The 19850-nt window shown below is 69.1% G+C and carries 20 protein-coding genes and 3 pseudogenes; 12 read left to right on the top strand and 11 right to left on the bottom strand.

The features are described 5' to 3' along the window. Positions 1-23: 23 nt before the first annotated feature. Positions 24-185: a hypothetical protein gene (locus P1P70_RS10385; protein WP_413471449.1), complete on the bottom strand. Its 162-nt coding sequence runs from the start codon at positions 183-185 to the stop codon at positions 24-26. A gap of 129 nt (positions 186-314) precedes the next feature. On the opposite strand from P1P70_RS10385, the gene P1P70_RS10380 reads away from it, so the two are divergent. Both P1P70_RS10380 and P1P70_RS10375 read left to right on the top strand, forming a co-directional pair. Continuing rightward, the gene (locus tag P1P70_RS10380) at positions 315-1691 is read left to right on the top strand and encodes an IS1380 family transposase (protein ID WP_319236439.1); all 1377 of its coding nucleotides are present in this window, start codon (positions 315-317) and stop codon (positions 1689-1691) included. A 126-nt stretch (positions 1692-1817) separates the two neighbouring features. Beyond that, positions 1818-2127: pseudogene (locus P1P70_RS10375) on the top strand (response regulator transcription factor); the annotation flags it as partial. Between the two features lie 237 nt (positions 2128-2364). Here P1P70_RS10375 and P1P70_RS10370 read toward each other — a convergent pair. Further along, the gene (locus P1P70_RS10370; RefSeq protein WP_319236437.1) at positions 2365-2496 is read right to left on the bottom strand and encodes a hypothetical protein; all 132 of its coding nucleotides are present in this window, start codon (positions 2494-2496) and stop codon (positions 2365-2367) included. A 489-nt stretch (positions 2497-2985) separates the two neighbouring features. Here P1P70_RS10370 and P1P70_RS10365 point away from each other — a divergent pair, with 489 nt between their 5' ends. From P1P70_RS10365 to P1P70_RS10355, 3 genes are all read left to right on the top strand, one after another. Beyond that, the gene (locus tag P1P70_RS10365) at positions 2986-3465 is read left to right on the top strand and encodes a hypothetical protein (protein ID WP_319236435.1); all 480 of its coding nucleotides are present in this window, start codon (positions 2986-2988) and stop codon (positions 3463-3465) included. A 223-nt stretch (positions 3466-3688) separates the two neighbouring features. Next, a complete protein-coding gene (locus P1P70_RS10360) occupies positions 3689-5596 on the top strand; it encodes a potassium channel family protein (RefSeq protein WP_319236467.1) in 1908 nt (635 codons plus the stop codon). A 264-nt stretch (positions 5597-5860) separates the two neighbouring features. Next, complete coding sequence (locus tag P1P70_RS10355; RefSeq protein WP_319236433.1) at positions 5861-6124, top strand: hypothetical protein; 264 nt, start codon at positions 5861-5863, stop codon at positions 6122-6124. A gap of 690 nt (positions 6125-6814) precedes the next feature. On the opposite strand, the gene P1P70_RS10350 is transcribed toward P1P70_RS10355, so the two are convergent. The 5 genes from P1P70_RS10350 to P1P70_RS10335 all read right to left on the bottom strand — a co-directional run bounded on the left by P1P70_RS10350 (position 6815) and on the right by P1P70_RS10335 (position 10070). After that, a complete protein-coding gene (locus P1P70_RS10350; RefSeq protein ID WP_319236431.1) occupies positions 6815-7021 on the bottom strand; it encodes a hypothetical protein in 207 nt (68 codons plus the stop codon). A gap of 19 nt (positions 7022-7040) precedes the next feature. After that, the gene (locus P1P70_RS45735) at positions 7041-8264 is read right to left on the bottom strand and encodes an RHS repeat domain-containing protein (RefSeq protein WP_413471448.1); all 1224 of its coding nucleotides are present in this window, start codon (positions 8262-8264) and stop codon (positions 7041-7043) included. A gap of 13 nt (positions 8265-8277) precedes the next feature. Next, positions 8278-8661, bottom strand: a complete 384-nt coding sequence (locus P1P70_RS45730) for a hypothetical protein (protein ID WP_413471447.1) — start codon at positions 8659-8661, stop codon at positions 8278-8280. 323 nt (positions 8662-8984) lie between these two features. After that, positions 8985-9392 carry a hypothetical protein gene (locus P1P70_RS10340; RefSeq protein ID WP_319236430.1) on the bottom strand — a complete coding sequence of 136 codons (408 nt, stop codon included), beginning with the start codon at positions 9390-9392 and terminating at the stop codon, positions 8985-8987. Between the two features lie 273 nt (positions 9393-9665). Next, positions 9666-10070: a MerR family transcriptional regulator gene (locus tag P1P70_RS10335; protein WP_319236428.1), complete on the bottom strand. Its 405-nt coding sequence runs from the start codon at positions 10068-10070 to the stop codon at positions 9666-9668. Between the two features lie 419 nt (positions 10071-10489). On the opposite strand from P1P70_RS10335, the gene P1P70_RS10330 reads away from it, so the two are divergent. Further along, on the top strand, positions 10490-12010 hold the full coding sequence (locus P1P70_RS10330; RefSeq protein WP_319236427.1) for a SulP family inorganic anion transporter: 1521 nt from the start codon (positions 10490-10492) through the stop codon (positions 12008-12010). A gap of 479 nt (positions 12011-12489) precedes the next feature. Then, positions 12490-12774 (top strand): annotated as a pseudogene (locus P1P70_RS45725) (IS5/IS1182 family transposase); the annotation flags it as partial. On the opposite strand, the gene P1P70_RS10320 reads toward P1P70_RS45725, so the two are convergent. Beyond that, positions 12737-13057: a MerR family transcriptional regulator gene (locus P1P70_RS10320; RefSeq protein WP_319236465.1), complete on the bottom strand. Its 321-nt coding sequence runs from the start codon at positions 13055-13057 to the stop codon at positions 12737-12739. The pseudogene P1P70_RS45725 and the gene P1P70_RS10320 overlap by 38 nt on opposite strands. A gap of 8 nt (positions 13058-13065) precedes the next feature. Next, complete coding sequence (locus P1P70_RS10315) at positions 13066-13401, bottom strand: hypothetical protein (protein ID WP_319236425.1); 336 nt, start codon at positions 13399-13401, stop codon at positions 13066-13068. 136 nt (positions 13402-13537) lie between these two features. Here P1P70_RS10315 and P1P70_RS10310 point away from each other — a divergent pair, with 136 nt between their 5' ends. Further along, a complete protein-coding gene (locus tag P1P70_RS10310) occupies positions 13538-13783 on the top strand; it encodes a hypothetical protein (protein WP_319236424.1) in 246 nt (81 codons plus the stop codon). A gap of 18 nt (positions 13784-13801) precedes the next feature. Here the strand turns inward: P1P70_RS10310 and pyrE are convergent, their stop codons facing one another. Both pyrE and P1P70_RS10300 read right to left on the bottom strand, forming a co-directional pair. Further along, positions 13802-14380, bottom strand: coding sequence for an orotate phosphoribosyltransferase (pyrE, locus tag P1P70_RS10305; protein ID WP_319236422.1), 579 nt, complete (start codon positions 14378-14380; stop codon positions 13802-13804). A gap of 181 nt (positions 14381-14561) precedes the next feature. Further along, on the bottom strand, positions 14562-14954 hold the full coding sequence (locus P1P70_RS10300) for a MerR family transcriptional regulator (RefSeq protein WP_319236421.1): 393 nt from the start codon (positions 14952-14954) through the stop codon (positions 14562-14564). Between the two features lie 89 nt (positions 14955-15043). Between P1P70_RS10300 and P1P70_RS10295 the strand changes: the two genes are divergently transcribed. The 4 genes and pseudogenes from P1P70_RS10295 to P1P70_RS10280 all read left to right on the top strand — a co-directional run bounded on the left by P1P70_RS10295 (position 15044) and on the right by P1P70_RS10280 (position 19117). After that, on the top strand, positions 15044-16303 hold the full coding sequence (locus tag P1P70_RS10295) for an MFS transporter (protein ID WP_319236420.1): 1260 nt from the start codon (positions 15044-15046) through the stop codon (positions 16301-16303). A gap of 63 nt (positions 16304-16366) precedes the next feature. After that, a pseudogene (locus P1P70_RS10290) lies at positions 16367-16669 on the top strand (transposase); the annotation flags it as partial. A gap of 641 nt (positions 16670-17310) precedes the next feature. Continuing rightward, the gene (locus P1P70_RS10285; RefSeq protein ID WP_319236418.1) at positions 17311-18150 is read left to right on the top strand and encodes a TIM barrel protein; all 840 of its coding nucleotides are present in this window, start codon (positions 17311-17313) and stop codon (positions 18148-18150) included. A 76-nt stretch (positions 18151-18226) separates the two neighbouring features. Then, positions 18227-19117 carry a 2-hydroxy-3-oxopropionate reductase gene (locus P1P70_RS10280; protein WP_319236416.1) on the top strand — a complete coding sequence of 297 codons (891 nt, stop codon included), beginning with the start codon at positions 18227-18229 and terminating at the stop codon, positions 19115-19117. Positions 19118-19850 lie beyond the last annotated feature (733 nt).

The following is a 19850-nucleotide window of genomic DNA, read 5'->3' as shown; positions in this document are numbered from 1 at the left end:
ATCGCTCTGACCTGCGCATTCCCTCAGTCCTGCGGCTGAGAGGGCACATGCGGGGCACCTTCCCCCGACATGACACCGAACGCCCGGTCCACCGCCGCCCTGGTCCGTTCCTCCGACTCAGGGAAGAGATGGCTGTAGACGTTCAGGGTCATCGCAGCGTTGGTGTGCCCCAGCCGCTCCGACACGACCTTAACCTCGCGCTTTCACGAGGTGGGGTGTCCGAGGCTTGACCAAATAAGCGAGAGTGCTCCTGACCTGCAACGATGGGACTTGTCTAGGGTCCTGTTGGCTGCAAGGAAAGAAGCACTCTCCAGGTGAAGAAGTGTATCGGGTCGTACCCGCATGTCCGCATCGAGGGCGGCGGCCGGGTGGTGGTCTCGCAGGCCGGGGGCGTGCTGCTGGTCGAGACCGTCCGCAAGGCCGGCCTGGACGCCGCGATATCAGCGGCGCTGACGCCGTGGCGGAAGGCTCGGGCGGTGCACGACCCGGGCAAGATCCTGCTGGACGTGGCCCTGGCGGTCGCGCTGGGCGGGGACTGCCTCGCGGATGTCGCCGTGCTGCGGGCCGAGCCGGCCGTGTTCGGGCCGGTGGCCTCCGACCCGACCGTCTCCCGCCTCATCGACGCCCTCGCAGCCTCCGGGGAGAAGGCCCTGCGGGCCATCCGTGCCGCGCGGGCTGAAGTCCGCCGACATGTCTGGCGGTTGGCCGACCGGGAAGCGCCTGATGCGGGCGGGACGGTGCCCGTGGACCTCGACGGGGTGCTGGTGATCGCGCACTCGGACAAGGAGGACGCCGCACCCACATGGAAGCGAACCTACGGCCACCACCCGCTGATGGGGTTCGTCGACCACGGACCGGGCGGCACGGGTGAACCGGTCACGGCCCTGCTCAGACCGGGGAACGCGGGATCGAACACGGCCGCCGACCACATCACCGCCGCCCAACTGGCCTTGGCCCAGCTGCCGAAGAAGTACCGGCGCGGGCGCCGGACTCTGATCCGCACCGACTCCGCGGGCGGCACTCACGACTTCGTCGCCTGGCTCGCTCAGCGGGGACGGTGGCTGTCCTACTCGGTCGGCATGGTGATCACCGAGCAGGTCCACCAGCATGTGCTGAAGGTTCCGGCATCGGCCTGGACGGCGGCCGTCGAGGCGGACGGCGAGGTCCGTGACGGGGCCTGGGTCGCCGAGCTCGCCGGCGATGTCCTGGACGGCTGGCCCAAGGGCATGCGGCTGATCGTCAGGAAGGAACGACCGTACCCTGGGGCCCAGTTGCGGCTCACAGATGCGGACGGCATGCGGCTGACCTGTTTCGCCACCAACACCCTGGGCCGGCCGATCGCCGAGCTCGAGCGCCGTCACCGCCTGCGGGCCCGGGCCGAGGACCGCATCCGCGCCGCCCGGGCCACCGGCCTGCGCAACCTGCCCCTGCACAGCACGGCCCAGAACCGGATCTGGCTGGAGATCGTGCAGATCGCTCTCGACCTGCTGGCCTGGATGCCGATGCTCGCCCTGACCGGCAAGGCCAGGCTCTGGGAGCCCCGCCGCCTGCGGCTCCGCTTGTTCACCGCAGCCGGACAGCTCGTGACCAGCGGCCGTCGGCGAATCCTCCGCCTGGCCCGGCACTGGCCCTGGACCGGTCACATCACGGCAGCCCTCGACCGGCTCACCCAACTGCCCGCCCCTGGCTGACCAGCGGATTCCCCGCCCCTTCAACAGCACCCCAACACCCGGAGCGGTGGAATCCGGCGCATCCCAAGGCGACACTCGGGTCTTCGGCCTGCACAACCTCAGCCCACAACACACAAACGGTCCACCGAAGCCTGCCGCGCCACCATGCGCGGCGAACCCTTCCTCTACCCCGGTGCCGTCAACGCCCTCATCCGCAACTACCTCGACCGCGTCCGGGAAGGACAGACGCCGCCCGCCAGAGCCATCACCGACCGCGAAGAGGAGATCCACAAACTCGTCGCCGAAGGCCACACCTCACAGGAGATCGCCGACCTCCTCGTCATCAGCGTCAAGACCGTCGAACGCCACCGAGCCAACCTGCTGAACAAACTCGGCCTCAAAGACCGTCTCGAACTCACCCGCTATGCCATCCGCGTTCGGCCTGATCGAACCCTGACCCACCGCACCCGACGCCCCAGCCGCACGGCATTGGACAGATCTACCCGGTATCAGCCAGACACGCCCCGTCCCGGGGCCGGAAAGCCCGCCTCCTGGAGCCGCGAGAAGGTCCTGCCGAATGGGTCTCGGTCTACACGACCCAGTACCAGGACCGGATCACCTATCGGAAGACGTACACCAACTTCAGGTTTTCTGAGACCTCTTGGTGGGCGACGACCCACCGCAGGGTCTACGTCTACATGTCGAAGAAGCCCATCGCCGGCGTCGTACTGATGTCGGTCGGCGCGGTGGCCACCGTGACCGGCGCTCTCATGTACGTCGTACCAGGCCCTGGCATGCCCGTCCTGCTATTGGGTCTGGCGCTCATGACCGCAGGAACACCCTTGTTTTCCGCCTCACTCCGTAGGTCATGACCGAAGACGCTCACGCCAAACGCGCGCGGAAGCGCGCAGCGCGTGACGCGGGCTTACTGGGACGCGTCCTGGGAGCCAATCCGCTCCCGAATTCTTCCCATACCGCGCGACACCAACCGAGATCGCACCCTTGAGCAGGTAAACACCGTTTGTACCGGCACGATCGACAGCCGAACCTGATCTGCCAATCCACTGGATTCGTCGCTTCTCCGCCCCAAATCACAACTTCCCCTGCCGACAACGGTCTTCGCGCTCTGAGGGAAGGGACAACACCGCCGGGAACCCAGAACACGCCGTCGTCTTCCAGACAGGACCCTTGCCATCAACCCGTGGTCATCTCTGCCGAGTTATGGCAATGAGTTGAAGCGGCGGGTATGCGAGGCTCTGCAGCATGGGGTGGGGTTTCAAGTTGCACGGGGGAATCGCAGCCGGGCTGAGTGCCCTTGCTGCTGATCCTCGCAGCGCTGACATGGCTGCCGGGGACCCTGCCGCTGGTGGACTCGGCATGGCTGACGGCGACGGTCGTGCTGCTTCTGTTCCCGGTGTTCGCCGCTGCCCTGCTGCGCGTACTCCTGACGCGAGCGGACCGCCACTCGGTATGGCTTGCATTCCGGTGCCTGCCCGGCGTGGTGCAGGGTGCTCTGGGGAGCCTGGTCGTCTCGAGCGTCGTGGTGCTCCTGGTCAGCATGGCCGGTGCGGGGAACCTGCAGTCAGCCGAGATCAGGGACGGCCGGTATTTCGTTCTCGACACCACTCCCTACGAACGCGGGAGGATCGAGGTCTCGCGGAGCCAGTACGTGGCCGTCCTCGAAAGCGATCAGCGCAGCATGCTTGCCATCCCCAGCTTCCTCTTCGCCTCAGCTGCGTATCTTGCCCTGGCAGCGGGAGAGTTGTGCCGCGCGGATGCGGGGGCCCGGACATGACAGCCGGTGTGGGAACCAGCCGGACCGGTCGCGGCTGACCCAGGGGAAAGGCCGCCGTGCGGAGAGACGCTGACGTGCCAAGGCGACGCGATTCCGGCCCGAAGATCCGTTCTTTCACGCGCACGGGGTGTCGCTGTCAGGCGACCGGAACACCGACCAGGAGGTCACGGACGACATGCTCCTCTTCCCGCAGCCGACGCGAGGGGCCCCGCAGCGGGGACACATGATCGTGTGCGGTGACGACGCACTCGCCGAGCGCCTGGCCGCCGAGCTTACGGGGGTGTACCGGGAGCGCGTCACGCTCGTCGTCCCGGCCGGGCATCGGGCCGGCCGCACCGGACCGGCACGCCCCGCCACGATGTTGGGCCGGATACAGGCCGTCGTGAACCGTACGGCCGCCCCGGCCGCCGACGGGGCTTCGGACGCTCCCCGTGTGATCGAGGCGCCCGAACTCACCGAGGCCGTCCTGACCGAAGCGGGCCTGCGCGAGGCCGCCGCGCTGGCGCTGGTCCATGACGACGACGAGACGAACATTCGTACCGCGCTGGCCGCCCGCCGCCTCAACCCCCGGCTTCGCCTGGTCATCCGGCTCTACAACCGCAAGCTCGGCCAGCACCTGGAGGAACTGCTCGACCAGGCCGCCGTCCTCGCCGTCCCCGGCCTCGACCCGGAAGCCCTGGACTCCTCCACCACCGTCCTGTCGGACGCGGACACCGCCGCCCCCGCCCTCGCGGCCACCGCCGTCGCCGGCACCAGCAAGGTCATCCAGGCCGACGGCCTGCTGCTGCGCGCCGTCGAGCGCACTCCGCCCGGCCCCCACGGCGCGACGGCCGATCCGGGCCTGTGCACGCTCGCGCTGCTGTCCTCCACCACCAACGACCCGGCAGGCGCGGAAGGGTCGGACGCCAGCGGCCGGGAGGGGCCGTTGCTGCTGCCCGACGACGCGACGGTCGCCGCGAGCACGGGCCACGGCACCGTGGTCCTGGAAGCGGTCACACACTCCGCGACCGCTCCCCCGCCGAGAAGACTGACCGCGCGCGGGGCCCCGCTCGGGTCCCTGTTCTCACGCCGGCTGCGCTGGTCCCTGGCCGGGCTCATGGCCTGCGTGCTGGCCCTGGCCGTGGCGACCTGGCTGACCAGCGAGCAGAAGCATCCACTGCACGCCGGTTACCTCACCCTGCTCGACCTCTTCGCGATCAACGATCCGGCGATCGGCGAGCCCACCGCCCGCCAAGTGCTCCAACTCCTCGCCGGACTCGCCGGGTTGCTGCTCCTTCCCGTGCTACTCGCGGCCGTCCTGGAGGCGCTCGGCACCTTCCGTACCGCCGCCGCGCTGCGCCGCCCGCCGCGCGGCCTGTCCGGCCACGTCGTCCTCCTCGGCCTCGGCAAGATCGGCACCCGAGTGCTCACCCGGCTGAACGAGCTCGACATCCCCGTGGTCTGCGTGGAGGAGGACCCCGAGGCGCGCGGCATCCCGCTCGCCCGCCGCCTGCGCGTGCCCACCGTCATCGGCGATGTCACCCAGGAAGGCGTCCTGGAAGCCGCCAAGATCCACCGCGCGCACGCCCTGCTCGCCCTCACCAGCATCGACACCACGAACCTGGAAGCAGCCTTGTACGCGCGCTCCGTCAAGCCCGACCTGACGGTGGCATTGCGGCTGGACGACGACGAGTTCGCCACCGCCGTCCACCGCACCCTGCGCGCCGTCCACCCCCACGCCCTCTCCCGCAGCCGCAGCGTCTCCACCCTCGCCGCACCCGCCTTCGCCGGAGCCATGATGGGCCGCCAGATCCTAGGAGCCATCCCCGTCGAACGCCGCATGCTCGTCTTCGCCGCTCTCAACGTCGCCGGGCACCCCCACCTCGAAGGGCGCACGATCACCGAATCGTTCCGGGCCGGCGCCTGGCGCGTCATCGCCCTGGACACCACAGAACCGGACGACCGGCTCCCCGACCTCGCCGCCAACCCACCGCACGACGGCACCGACCGACCCGCCGGACTCATATGGGACCTCCACCCCGGCTACGTCCTACGCCCCCAGGACCGCGTAGTCCTCGCCGCCACCCGACAGGGCCTCGCCCAACTCCTCGGCCGACAGCCTCAGCCCCGAGCACGGACATCTGACAGGTAGGGCAGCATCGTCGAGAGGCAGAGGCCCCCGGGCTTTCCGGTGAGCCGTCCTCCGGCCTCACGCGGACCGGGGCCATCACCGGGCGGAACCGCCCCGAGCCGACGACGGCAACTACGCCGGTGCCCACAGTCACGGCAAAGGTTCCTGCGGCGTAAGGGAGTTGCATCAAGGAGGAGAATGCCCACGTGAGATCCGGCAGTGTCGCGCCCAGGCGGCACGATCCCGCAGCAACCTGACTGAGACGCCGGAGAAGAAGGGCACCGTATGAGCAGGCTGCTGGAAGCGGTGTGTGCGCTGACCGTGGGCGTCCTCGTTGCTCTCCTTATATGGGGTGCTGACCCTGGCGCCGTGCGGGTGGCGTGGCGGGAGGGCGAGCTGAGCGGTGTGACGGTCGTGTTCGTGGCGGCGTGTGCGCTGTGGCTGGTGCTGTGGCGCAGGCGTACCGGGCGCGGCTGGCTGACATGGCCGCTTGTGGTGCTGCTGTGCGGTGCGGCTGTTGCGCTGGTCGTGGCAGCCATGGCCGGTTGACCGGCGCAGGCAGGTAAGTGGGGCTTCCCGTTCTTTTGGGCGGGGAGCCCCGCTGGCGTGTTCGGGCAAGGGCTGCTGTTACTGGTCTTGGCGGGAGGGGCAAGGTATCCCGTGCGTCACGGCTGCTATGTCGCCGACCTGGTCCGATTCCGGGGCGTCACGCCTGCGCTTTCAAGGCCGCCCGGAACCGGCCCCTGACGCGCGGCCAGACGCGTTCCTCGGGCTCAGCCGCACCACGGCCCTGGCTCTCCTCACGGGGGCGGTGGTGATCGCGGGCGCGGGCTTCCTGGCCGTGCGCGCACTTCGCGGAACACGGACGAACACCTGACGAAGCGCTACGCATCGCTTGAGCCCGGCCCTGCAGATAACCGGACCGGGCCCAAGCGCGCTTGGCCTAGGAAGTCAGACCGCTCACAAATGACCAAGTCGAAACGGCACCTATGAGTGCCCCGACGATCCTGATGATGAGGGGGCTGAAGCCCGGACCGGGGGCGAATGGCCCGCGTCCCGTGAGGAATTCGTAGATTCGACAGGAAGCGTCGCCGATGTTGAGGGCGAGGCAGAATCCGAGAATTTTCAGAATTCCCTTCCACACCAGATCCAGGGAATCCATAGCCCTCTCAGGGGTGACTTGAGGTCATCGAGGCGTGCCGCAGAATGTCGCGGCACGCCTCGCCCGTCATCCGATCGCTACCCGAGCGGGAATGACGTCGCGACCCAGCCGATCCCCAACAGGATCGCGAACACCCCCACCAGCCGGAAGGTCCCGGCAGTGGCGCGTCCAGGATTCATGAAATCGGCGAAGAAGGTGTAGAGGCGGGTCGCGATCCTCCCGAAGTCCCCGATGAGACAGACGCCGAGGGCGATCAGGAGGATTCCGACGATCAGACTGAACATGCCCAGTCCTTCCCGAGCCTCACCGAGTGAACCATGTGCCGTTCCACGTCTTGTTCACGCCGGCATACCCCTCGTACTCGAGGCCCGCGCCGAAGCCCATCTCGAAGCTGCGCACCTGCTCGCCCTTCGAGTTGTACGTACCGATCGCGTGCTCGTGATTGATCGTACCGCCGACCCCGCTGAAGAAGGACGCCCCGACGTCGCGCCCGTATCCGGCGAACTGACCGATGTCATCGGCGTTGCTGCGGAGCATGGAGACGTCACCGCTGAAGCCGAACCCGGCACCGCCGACACTGACGGACCTCGTCCATCCGAAGTCCACGGCCCCGTCCGGCTTCTTCGTCATCACGATGCAGGCAGAACCCTCCACACTGACGAAGAGTCCGCCACCCAAACTGGCACAGGCCCCGCGTGAGTTGTCCATTCCCATCGCGCCGAACGCCGCGCCCATCAGCTTCTGCTTCACGCCGCCCTGCGTCGAGTTGAACGAGTCGACCGCCCGCTGGAACCAGTTCTTGTTGGCCTCGGCCTTCGGCGCGGGGCCGGGGTTGGGCGGAGGTACGACCTTGAGCCAGCCCGTGGGAGGCGGTGTCGAGGGCAGGGTGATGTTGCGGCGGCCCGGGATGCCGCCGAGGCCGGTGGGCTTCATGCCCTTCACGAGCGTGGGCCGTCCTCCGCAGCGGCAGGCCCGGACGGGGCCCTCACCGCTGCCACTGCTGGTCTTCTTCTTGCCGCTGCTGACCGGGATGCCACCGCGGCACGTGATGCCGTACTTCTGCGGCTCCCTGCACTCGGGGACGCCGAGGCCGGACGGGTCGGCGAGCGTCGACGGGTTCTGGACGGCGTAGCTGTAGCCGTTGAGGGTCTGTCCCACGCCGGTCTGCAGGAGCGGGTCGACGCTGATGAACTGGCCGATCTCAGGGTCGTGCTGGCGTGCGTCGACATGGGTGAGACCGGTGCCGGTGTCGGTGGTCTTGCCGAGGAAGCCCTTGTCGTCGGGCCAGGCGGCCCCGGTGGTGTCGCCTCTCGGGGCGCCGAAGGGGGTCGTGTAGCGGCGGGAGAACTCCTGGTTCGTGGCGTCGATGGCGAGGGTGGCGGTGCCGTGGTGGTCGGTGACGAGGTAGCTGAGTTCGTTGGCGCCGCTCTCGTTGGAGCGGACGGCGACGCTCAGGCTGCCCGAGCCGTAGTGGCGCTGGGCCCACGTGCTGCCGTCCGCCCGCAGGCGCAGCTCGGTGGCCCCCACGTACAGGACCCGCTCACCGCCCTCGGTGGCGCGGAATCAGCAGCGTGCCGTCGGCCCCGTACAGGTACTCCGTGGTCTTGTCGTTCTCGGTGAGGGTCGCCGGCCTGCCCTCGTCGGACCAGTCGAGGTCCTGGGTGGCGGTGCCGTCCGGCCGGCTGGTGGTGTTGCCGGTGCTGTCGAACTCGTAGGACCGGTCGGGGGCTGTGCAGTCGGCCTTCGTGCTGGTGCCTGTCAGGGCGTGGGGCTGGTCCGCCTTCTCGTAGCAGTAGGTCGTGGTGGTGTCGCCGGTGGAGGTGTGTTCGGTCTCCTCGATGCGCTGACCGCGTCGTTGTAGCTGTAGCTGGTCCAGTACGCGGACCGGCCGCCCAGGCTGCTCGCGCTGCGAGTGTCGGAGCACTTCTGCGAGGCGGGTGTCCACGCCTCGGTCAGGCGCCGGTGCCCGTCGTGGGCGAAGCACTGGGTCTCCGCCGGTGCGGTGCCACCCAGCGTGGTGGTGTCGGCGACGGAGGTGACGTTGCCCGCCTGGTCGTAGGTGTAGGCCAGGTTCTGCAGCTTGAACGGATGGGTCTGGTCCGTGACATGGCTGCCCAGGAGCCGCCCGGTCCCCTCCTCCCAGGTGTTGTTGACGTACGCCTTCTTGTGTTCCTCGGTGTTCGCGGTGCCGAGCACGAGCTGCCGGGCGGAAGTGGTCGGGCGGCCGTGCCCAGGTCGATCTCTGGCTCAGGCCGCGCGGTGGTTGTGCGCCGGGGAGAGAGCCGAGCCCGGTTCATCGGGGAAGAGTCGGTGCAGCAGCCGAACGAACAGACAGGTCAGCCGCAAGGCGACGAGCAACGCACCGGCGGACACGACCGGACGCAGAAGTCCGGTCACCGCTCCGTCATCCGCCAGGCGGACCAGCAGGACGGTCGCACCCACGCCGAGCAGCCACGCCAGCACCGTCAACACGGACACCGCGACCGACACCGGAACCCCGCCCATCCCCCAGGCATCCAGATCAGCGTCCTCGTCGAAGGCGTCCAGGGCCATGACGCCGACGGCGACCAGCAACCAGAAGCACACGACCACCGCGAGGGCCGCGCTGAAGAGGATCGTGGGCAAGCCGACGGCAGCGTGCACAAGCACCGGCATCGTCCTCCCCCTCTCCCGAACGCGGCGTCTGTGGACCGGGCGCACCGCTCCATGTCCAGATTTCGGTGCCGCGCACCTGCCGGTGCCCGGCATCGAAACCCGTAGCAGTGCTCCCTCATGAGCCATGATGAAGGACCGCACCACACCCGCGTATTGCCGGTTTCCGGCAGAGTTCGGGAGAGCCTGAATGCCGGTGAGCCGCTAAGAAGGCGTCAACAGCGTGGCGGATGCGACGCGTCGGGAATCCAGCAGTCGGGCGATGTCTTCAGAGCCTCAGGACGCCGGCCCCTGTGAGAGTCGCTCCGCAAGCGCTGCCGCGAACTCCTCCGCCCGGGCCAGCTGGGTACGCAGATCCGCGACCCGTTGCTGGGCTGCCTCCTCGAAACGCCGGATGCGGCCCAGTAGTTCGGCATGCTCCTCGGACGGCAGCGGGTCAGCCGAGTCGAGGCGGTCGGTGGCCTCGAGTAGGTCGCGCATCTCGTCGAGGGTGAAGCCGAGTGGCTTCATGCGGCGGATGACCATCAGACGGGCGACGTCGGCCTCGGTGTAGAGACGGAAGCCGCCCTGGGAACGGGCGGAAGGGATGACGAGGCCGGTCTCCTCGTAGTGACGGATGGTGCGCAGCGACAGCTCGGTCCGTGCGGCGACCTCGCCGATCTGCATGTGCTCGCTGCTCACGCGGGCGCCTTCCTCGCTCTCTCACAGCGACCTCGGACGACGCCACCGATCTCTACTCTAACGTTAGGGTAGAGTTCCTCCGGCCGGGTCGGCTGCTGCTGTGCCCGTCTCTCATGGTGCGGGATGCCGTCCCGTGACCGTCAGCCGTGTCGGGGCCGACGAAGCCCCCGGCGAAGACCGATGTCCGCGGAAGCAGGAGAGAGCGCGTGCGCATGTCCGTGATGCCCGCCGCCGCTGCCTGCCCGCCGTGACCCCTCACTCCGGAGCGGCCCTCGATTCCCGCATGGGTCGCCTCGCCGCCGCCCCCTGACTTCGGCCCGCCGTTCGCGGGCCTCGTGGTCGGCCGCCCCGGCCTGCCATGTCTTCCTGCGCGCCCGCCGTGACACGGGTGCGCCCGAGCACGACAGGTTCCTCTCCTCTTGTCCTCCTCCACGCCCTCCCCGTTGTTCTCGCCGGCCACGTGGCTACGCGGCCCCCGACGCCCGTCCTGGGTGTCCGACCCGAAGGTGCTGCGCACCGAGGTACTGGCGGGTCTCGTGGTCGCACTGGCGCTGATCCCCGAGGCGATCTCGTTCTCGATCATCGCCGGGGTCGACCCGGCGGTCGGCCTGTTCGCCTCCTTCACGATGGCCGTGACCCTCGCGGTCGTCGGCGGACGACCGGCCATGATCTCCGCGGCCACGGGGGCCGTCGCCCTGGTCATCGCCCCGCTCAACCGCGAACACGGCTTCGGCTACCTCGTCGCCGCTGTCATCCTCGCCGGCGTCTTCCAGATCATCCTCGGCGCACTCGGGGTGGCGAAGCTGATGCGGTTCGTGCCGCGCAGCGTGATGGTCGGTTTCGTCAACTCCCTGGCCATCCTCATCTTCATGGCGCAGGTGCCGGAGATGACAGACGTGCCCTGGGCCGTCTACCCCCTCATCGCCGCCGGTCTGGCCCTGATGGTGTTCTTCCCCAAGGTCACCACGATTGTCCCGGCGCCGTTGGTGTCCATCGTCATCCTCACCGTCATCACCGTCGCGGCGGGCATCGCCGTACCGACCGTCGGGGACAGGGGCGACCTGCCGTCCGCCCTGCCCGTGCCGGGCCTGCCGGACGTGCCGTTCACCCTGGACACGCTGACGACCGTCGCCCCGTACGCGCTCGCCATGGCCCTGGTCGGCCTGATGGAGTCGCTGATGACAGCCAAACTGGTCGACGACATCACCGACACCCACTCCTCCAAGACCCGCGAGTCCGTCGGGCAGGGCATCGCCAACATCGTCACCGGCTTCTTCGGCGGCATGGGCGGCTGCGCCATGATCGGCCAGACGATGATCAACGTACGGGTCTCCGGCGCCCGCACCCGGCTGTCCACGTTCCTCGCCGGGGCGTTCCTGATGGTGCTGTGCATCGTCTTCGGTCCGGTCGTCTCCGACATCCCCATGGCCGCGCTCGTCGCGGTGATGGTCATGGTCTCCGTGGCCACCTTCGACTGGCACTCCATCGCGCCGAAGACGTTGAAGCGGATGCCGGCCGGGGAGATCACCGTCATGGTCATGACCGTCGTATGCGTCGTCGCCACCCACAACCTCGCCATCGGCGTCGTCGTCGGCTCCATCACCGCCATGGTCATCTTCGCCAAGCGCGTCGCCCACCACGCCGACGTCACCGCCGTCACCGACCCCGACCACACCACTGTCGTCTACCGGGTCACCGGAGAACTCTTCTTCGCCTCCTCCAACGACCTCGTCGGCCAGTTCGACTACGCCAACGACCCCGACAAGGTCGTCATCGACCTCTCCGCCGCCCACATCTGGGACGCCTCTTCCGTCGCCGCCCTCGACGCCATCGAGACCAAGTACGCCCAACGCGGCAAGACCGTTGAGATCACCGGCCTGAACCAGCCCAGCGCCCGCATCCACAGGACGCTCAGCGGCGAACTCACCGGCAGCCACTGACCGCCCCGCACGTACGCGCTCGTCCTAATCGCTGGACTGGCTGCCCCGACCGCGGCCACGGTCACGGCGGCGGAGCCTCCGTGTCGGACGGCCGGTGTCTCGGTGGGGCGGACCGGTGCTCCCTTACAGACCGACCGGCCATCCAGCGCCGTCGCAGCCAGTCGCCGGCCTAGCCGACGGCGACGAAGAACGCGGACGAGGCCGCGCACTGGACGAGGGAGGCGGGCTGGTCGAGCAACCGACCCAGCAGCCACAGGGCAAGGGCGATCAGCACCCACCATCCATCGGACGACGAGCGAGCGCACGAGGTGCCACAGCCGCGGCTTGCCGGTCATGGGGCGGCGTACCCGGCTCGGCACGGAGCCAGGGCCGCGCACGCACACCCTGTCGCGCCCACGAGACCTGCCCACGCCATGGCGACAGCGTGATCACAGGCAGTGCCTCGACCAGCCAGGACATCGTCGTGAGGGATGCGACGGGGTGGAGGGCGAGAAGGACCGGATCGCGGGGTCATGTGCGGGAGAACTCCTGTGGTGAGCGGGCCGGATCAGGCCCCGGACGGTGGGGTGGCCGTCATGATCGAGCTGGGCCGCGTCCTGGCCGGAACCAACTGCCACGACTCGCCGCTGCTCGCCCCGGCCCTGGGCCTGCTGGACGACCTCGGCCCCCTGCCCGACGACATCACTGTGCACCTGGACGTCGGCTACGACTCGGGCAAGACCCGCACTACCCTCGGCGAACGCGGACTACGCGGCCGGATCGCGATCTTCGCGTCGACCTCGGCCAGCTTGGCCGCAGCGCCCTCCCGCAACCCCGCCACGGGACGGCCGTGTGGCGGCCGGCCTCCAGCAGCTCGGCGACCTCCTCCAGCGTGAACCCGAGCCGCTGCGTGGCCTTGATGACCCGCAGCACGGTCACCACTTCCTCGCTGTACAGGTGGTGGCCTCCGTTGCTGCGCTCCGGCTCGGCGAGCAGCCCGCGCCGCTCGTAGTAGCGCAGCGTCTGTACATTCACCCCGGCCGCCTCGGCGACCTCCCCACTGCGCATGCCCGCGCTCACGGCAACTCCCCGTCAGTGCCCGTCAGTGCGGCGATGGCATCCAGAACCGCCTCGTGCGCCTGGTCAACCGCGATGTCGAGGTGGACCCGGTCCTCACCCGGGGTGACCTCGAAGGTGAAGAACGAGCAGCAGCAGCCCTCGCGCTCCACCAGGTCACGAACCTCGTCCTCGACACCCGCTCCGGCAACCAGGTCAAGGCGCAGTCGGAGTGGCTCGGGCCGAGACCGCGAGATCAACCGCTCGGAAAACAGCGCATCCCACTCCGCAACCCGCAGCGGCCGCTCCTCGGTAGGCAGCGTGCAGGACTGCGGCACCCACGACAGTTCCGTCATCACACTCACTCCCGTCGTCCTGTCCACACAGCCACGGACACCTCCGACGGTAAACCTGTACCTAGGTACCGGTTCCAAGCCCAGGCACAGGGGCGTCCTGGCGGCCCTGGACCAGCGGATCTCGATCAGCTACCAGATGCCCACGATGACGAAGGAGGAGACCGCCAGTTACATCACGCACCACCTGACGATCGCCGGACGGCAGGACACGCTGTTCTCCGACGACGCCGTCGAGCTGATCCACCTCACCAGTCGCGGACTGCCCCGCTCGGTCAACAACATCGCCTGGCAGGCCCTCATCGCGTCCTTCACCGAGGAGAAGGGCATCGTCGACGAGTCCTCCACCCGCCTCGCCATCACCGAGACGCACGCGACAGAGTGACCATCAGCCCCCTATCGGTCAGGCAGCAGCGGCCCGCAGGTCCCCGGCCGTCAGCAGCGACAGCAGCGTGATGCCCTCGGCCGCGAGGGCATCGGCGCCGCCCTGCTCACGGTCGATCACGCACAGGGCCTCCTGCACCTGAGCCCCCAGGCCACGCAAGTCCGCGGTCGACAGCACGATCTGTCCTCCGCTGGTGACCACATCCTCAACAACCAGCACCCGGCGTCCCTCGATGTCGGCACCTTCGGCGAGACGGCAGGTGCCATACGGCTTGGCCTGCTTGCGCACGAACGCACAGGGCAGACCCGTGTGTCGGCCGAGCGCAGTCACCACCGGAATGCCGCCCATCTCCAGACCGGCCAGGACCTCGGTGTCAGAAGACACCAGCGGGGCCATCCGCTGGGCGATCTCGTCCAGCAGGATCGGATCGCCCTCGAACCGGTACTTGTCGAAGTACTCCGTGGCAGTACGTCCGGACCGGAGCGTGAACTGCCCAGTCAGATGGGAAACAGCATGGATACGGCGAGCAAGATCAGAATGTGTCACAGGCGTCCAGTCTTCCAGCCGACCGTCACAGCCACGACACCGGCTCGCCACCCGGCCTCAAACCACGGACCGTCGCATCCCACCGCGACACCCTGAGCGAAGCCGACACCGTGAACACCAAGGACCCCTGCGGCCTGCGGCCGCAGGGGTCCTTTCACATCACCACATCCCCAACGGCAGTGTCGCCATCGTGCTCATCCAGCGCGTCGCGCAACATCGTGAGCGCCTGCGGTCAGGGTGCCGCGTCCGTTGTGTCGAGCAGTACGCACTGATCGAAGTTCATGCAGCCGCACTCCAGGCAGTCCGCTACTGCCTGCCGCAGGGCCTGGGTTTGTGCGATGTGCCGGTCGAGCTCGGGCAACTTGCGCGTGGCCATGTCCCGCCACTGGCGGGTAGCGGATGGCGTGGTGGCGTCGGCCAATAGCTGCGCGATCTCGGCGAGGGTGAACCCGGCTCGCTGTGCCATCTTGATCAGTGCGACCCGGCGGACGGTGGTCGCGGGCCACACTCGGCGTCCGCCTTCGCGACGAGCACCGGGCAGCAGACCACGCTCCTCCCAGTAGCGCAGTGCTGAAGCACGCACGCGGGCTTTGTCCGCGATCTCACTGATGGGCAGATACCGCATGCCCACGCCCTTCCCGATCCGGCCTTGACTTCAAGCGTGCTTGAAGGACGACTGTGGCCTGCATGTTCTCAGCAGCACCGGGACGCCTGATGCCCGGCCCCTACCGCTCCCTGTTCGCCGACCCCACCTTTCGGCGGCTGATGCCGGTCTTCGCGTTGTCCGACCTGGGCGACGGCATGACCGTCGTTGCTGTCGCGTGGCTCGCGCTCGCTCTGGGGCCCGAAGGCGGCCAAGGCACGCTGGCAGGCGTCGCTGTTGCCGCCTACGTCCTGCCCGGCGCCCTGGGCGCATTGATTCTGGGCCCATGGATGCGGCGGCTTCCCGCGCAGCGGCTCCTGGTCACCGACTCCGCGCTACGGGCCGTGCTGCTGGGGGCGGTCCCGGTCGCGTGGGTGGCGGGAGAGCTCACACCCGCCGTGTACGTCGGGCTCCTGGGTGCCTCCTCGCTGCTTCACGCCTGGGGCAAGGCCGGCAAGCATGCCCTGTTCGCTCCGCTGCTCTCCGACGACCAGCGTCTGGCGGCCAACAGCGTGCTCAGCACCAGTCTGTGGAGCGCGACGATCGCGGGCCCAGCTCTCGCGGGCCTGCTCGTGGGAGTGGTGTCCCCTGTATGGATCATCGGCTTGGACGCTGCCACGTTCGCCGTGCTCGCCTTTCAGGCCGCCCGCATCACCCTGCCCCGTTCACCGGAATCAGGGCCGGTGGCCAGCGGTACACGGCAGGGGCTGAGTATCCTGCGGCGCCAGCCGGAACTGCTTGGTCTGCTCGTCGTGACCTGGGTGTTCAACCTCGCCTTCGGCCCCGTCGAAGTCGCCCTTCCCTTGTTCGTCTCTGCCAACCTCGATGCCGGCGCGGGGCTGCTCGGTGCCTACTGGGCCGCCTTCGGCATCGGAGCCGTCATGGGCGCTCTTGCGCTGGGAGCGGCCAGGCGGCTTCCCCTGTGGCCGGCCATGCTCGGCATCATCGCGGGTCACGGCGTCGGCATGCTCCCCTTCGTTGTCACGCACACCGCTCTCCCTTCCCTGATCGGCTTCGCCTTCGCCGGACTCGTCTACGGCCCCTACTCCGCACTTTCCTTCACCCTGATCCAGGACCGCGCACCTGCCGACTTGCTCACCACGGTTCTGGCTGCACGCAGCGCCGTACTCCTGACAGCCTCCCCCCTTGGAGCGGCGCTCGGAGGCTTCTTCCTCGACCGCACCAGTGCCCCCGCCATCCTCGTCGGCTGCGGTGCGCTGATGATCCTCGTAGTCCCCACCAGCATCGTTGTTCTGATGCTCTACGGAAATCATCGACGACGGCATCAGCCCTCACACGTCCCGGACGAGCGGGCAAGGCGCGCCGCCTGAGACCGGTCGGCACAGCCTTTGTCCAGCGTGACCTGGAGCGCTCCGTGCCCGCGCCGGTCCCGGCTGCGTGCTGATCTTGTTCCTGACGATCTGTGGGAGCGGGTGGCTCCGCTGCTGCCGCCCGCTTTCGAGCGGCGACGCCGCCATCCGGGGCGGTTGCGTGTTCCCGACCGAACAGCACTCGCCAGCGTCCTGGACGTGCTGAGCACGGGCATCGCGTGGCGTGAGGTCCCCGCAGAGACGGTGGGCTGCTCCGGCGTGACAGCCTGGCGCCGGCTGCGAGGGTGGACCGAGGCCGGCGTCTGGCCCCGCCTGCACGCCGCCCTGCTCGGCGAGTTGCGCCGCGCCGACCTATGGGACCTGGACGAGGCGTTCCTCCTCCTCGCGCAACAGATGACCGGCCAGTCGCCAGGAAGCCAGCGCAAGCTCAGCTCGCTCGTGAACGCCTTCACCCCGTCCGGCGCGGACGGGGGTGAAGGATGTTTAAGGAGCGACGGTGAGCGGGGCTTCCATCCGCTCCCATACTCCGAGGACGGCCTTGTGCGCGTCCGGCTGGAGGTGGGCGTAGCGCTGGGTGGTCTGGACGCTTTCGTGGCCGAGGAGGTGCTGGGCCTCGTAGAGCGAGACTCCCCTCTACAAGCCGAACCGCTGCCTCATCGACTACAGACCGCCCCCTCACCCACCTCCCCACAGGGCACATCCAGGGCACACATACCTGGAAAACGCTGCGAAGTGACGAGAACAGGTGAGGGGCGTTTCTGCAGGTCAGCACGGATCAGGGCGGGTTCCCGCAGGTCAGAGCCGCGTCACAGCACTCCACTCTCAATCGCACGCGCACAACCTAACGCGCGGTGCCGTTTTCCACCGAGCCCTCTTGACAAGCTCCGATCCACGACGGCAGTCTTCCATTAAGCAGAAACCAACTTCCATCATACGGAAACATATCCCGTTGATGTCGATGATCCGGATCATCCGGAGAGTGCACGGAAGGGAGCGTCCGAGGCCCCATGGGATTCACGGAGCAGCGCTACACCGTCAACCTGTCGATCCTCTTCACGGAACTCCCGCTCCTGGAGCGCCCCGCGGCCGCCGCCGCGGCCGGCTTCACCGCGGTCGAGCTGTGGTGGCCCTGGGTCGACTCCCCCACTCCCCCTCGGTCCGAACTGGACGCCCTGCGGGGCGCGTTGCAGGACGCGGGCGTGCGGCTGACCGGGCTGAACTTCTACTCGGGAGTGCTGCCCGGGCCGGACCGGGGCGCACTGTCGATCCCGGGGGAGGAGTCGGAGCGCTTCCGCGCCAACGTCGACGTGGTCGCCGAGTTCGCCGAGTCGGTCGGCTGCGGGGCGCTCAACGCCCTGTACGGCAACCGCGTCGCCGGTGTGGATCCGGCCGAACAGGACGCCCTGGCCCTGCACAACCTGGTCCTGGCCGCGCGGGCCGCCGACCGGATCGGCGCGGTCCTGCTGATCGAGGCCCTGAACAAGGTGGAGTCACCGCTCTGCCCCCTGGTGTCGGCCCCGGCCGCCGTCGGCGTCGTCGACAGGGTCAACGACGCCTCGGGCCTCGGCAACGCGCGCTTCCTGATGGACCTGTACCACCTGTCCATGAACGGCGAGGACCTGCCCCGGGTGATCGCCGAGCACGCCGGGAAGACCGGGCACGTGCAGATCGCCGACAACCCCGGCCGCGGCGCCCCCGGCACCGGGACCGTCCCGCTCGAGGACCTCCTCGACCAGGTGGGCAAGGCCGGTTACGAGGGTCTGGTCGGCCTGGAGTACAAGCCGGGCGACCGGCCGAGCGCCGAGGCCTTCGCATGGCTTCCCCGTGAGGCCCGCGCGGCTCGCTGAGGCCCGCGCGGCTCGCTGAAGCCCGCCGGGGCCCACCCCACCGCCGTAGCAGAGCAGTCAGAGAGGCACCCTCACCATGAGCAATCTCCCCAAGGTCGCGTGGATAGGCCTCGGCATCATGGGCTCCCCCATGTCCGAGAACCTGATCAAGGCGGGTTACGACGTCACCGGCCACACCCTGGAGCAGGACAAGCTGGACCGGCTGACCGCCGCCGGCGGAACCGCGGCGGGCTCCGTCGCCGAGGCCGTGCGCGACGCCGACGTCGTCATCACGATGGTGCCCGCGTCCCCGCAGGTCGAGGCCGTCGCGTACGGCCCCGACGGCGTCCTCGCCAACGCCCGTCCCGGCGCCCTGCTGATCGACATGTCGTCCATCACCCCGCAGACCTCCGTCGACCTGGCGAAGGCCGCGAAGGAGAAGGGCATCCGGGTGCTCGACGCCCCGGTCTCCGGTGGTGAGGCGGGCGCAGTCGAGGCCGTGCTGTCCATCATGGTCGGCGGCGACCAGTCCGACTTCGACGAGGCCGCGCCGCTCTTCGAGGCGCTCGGCAGGACGATCGTGCTGTGCGGTCCGCACGGCGCGGGGCAGACCGTGAAGGCCGCGAACCAGCTGATCGTCGCCGTGAACATCCAGGCGTGCGCCGAGGCCGTGGTCTTCCTGGAGAAGTCGGGCGTCGACCTGGAGGCGGCCCTCGACGTCCTGGGCGGCGGGCTCGCGGGGTCGACCGTGCTGACCCGCAAGAAGGACAACTTCCTGAACCGGGACTTCAAGCCGGGCTTCCGGATCGACCTGCACCACAAGGACATGGGCATCGTCACCGACGCCGCCCGGACCGTGGGCGCGGCCCTGCCGGTCGGCGCCGTGGTGGCCCAACTGGTCGCCTCGCTGCGCGCTCAGGGCGACGGCGGCCTCGACCACTCGGCCCTGCTGCGGGCCGTGGAACGCCTCTCCGGCGTCCAGGTCTGAGGCGGCGCCCCTCCGAACTTCCGGTCCGCGGCGGCGCCGACATCTGTCCTGTCGCGCCCAGGCGCCGCCGCGGGCCGGAACCGCCGTCCGGGGTACGCCGACTTGCTCAGAAACTCCGGCGGGCCCGCCTCGACGGCCGTACGACTCCCGACGGGGGGTGAAGCTCCGGCCGTCGCCCACGGGTGTGCCGTGCGCCCCGCCCCGGCGATCGACTTCCTCCATCCCCTTCCATCCCCGATCGGCGTCCGGTCCCTGGTGGACACCCATCAGCCACCGGACGCACCGCCCGCGACCGTTTCCGACCGACCCGGATGAGGGGTGAGCGTCGGTCACTCGCGGGCAGGGCACGGACCGCGGCGGCGATGCGCGCCAGTGCGGTGGTGAAGGCCCCGGCCCGCGTCTCGACGTGAGGGACACGGGACCGGTGCCGCCGCGGCCGCCGCGGTCCGGCCCGTCGGCCTCACTCTGCCCGAGCACCGCCCCGCGTGCGTCGGGCCTTTCGCGATCAGGGGCTGACAACCCGATCACCGGCCTCCCTCACGGCCCGCTGCCTACGCAAGGCAGCGTAGAGCGTCTACGGAACCCTCAAATCAACCTCTGAAACCGCGCCCAGGGGCTTCAACTGCCCCTGGGGCAGGGCACATTCTCGACACACGAGGCCCGCCGGCACGGGGGCGGCGGGCCTCGACGGGGGAACAGCCCCACGGGGGAAAGAGGGGCACGGGGGAAACAA

The sequence above is a fragment of the Streptomyces sp. MB09-02B genome, from assembly GCF_033794485.1.
GTDB lineage: Bacteria > Actinomycetota > Actinomycetes > Streptomycetales > Streptomycetaceae > Streptomyces.
Note: the sequence above shows the minus strand (reverse complement) of the source record. Positions and strands in the feature narration are given on the sequence as shown.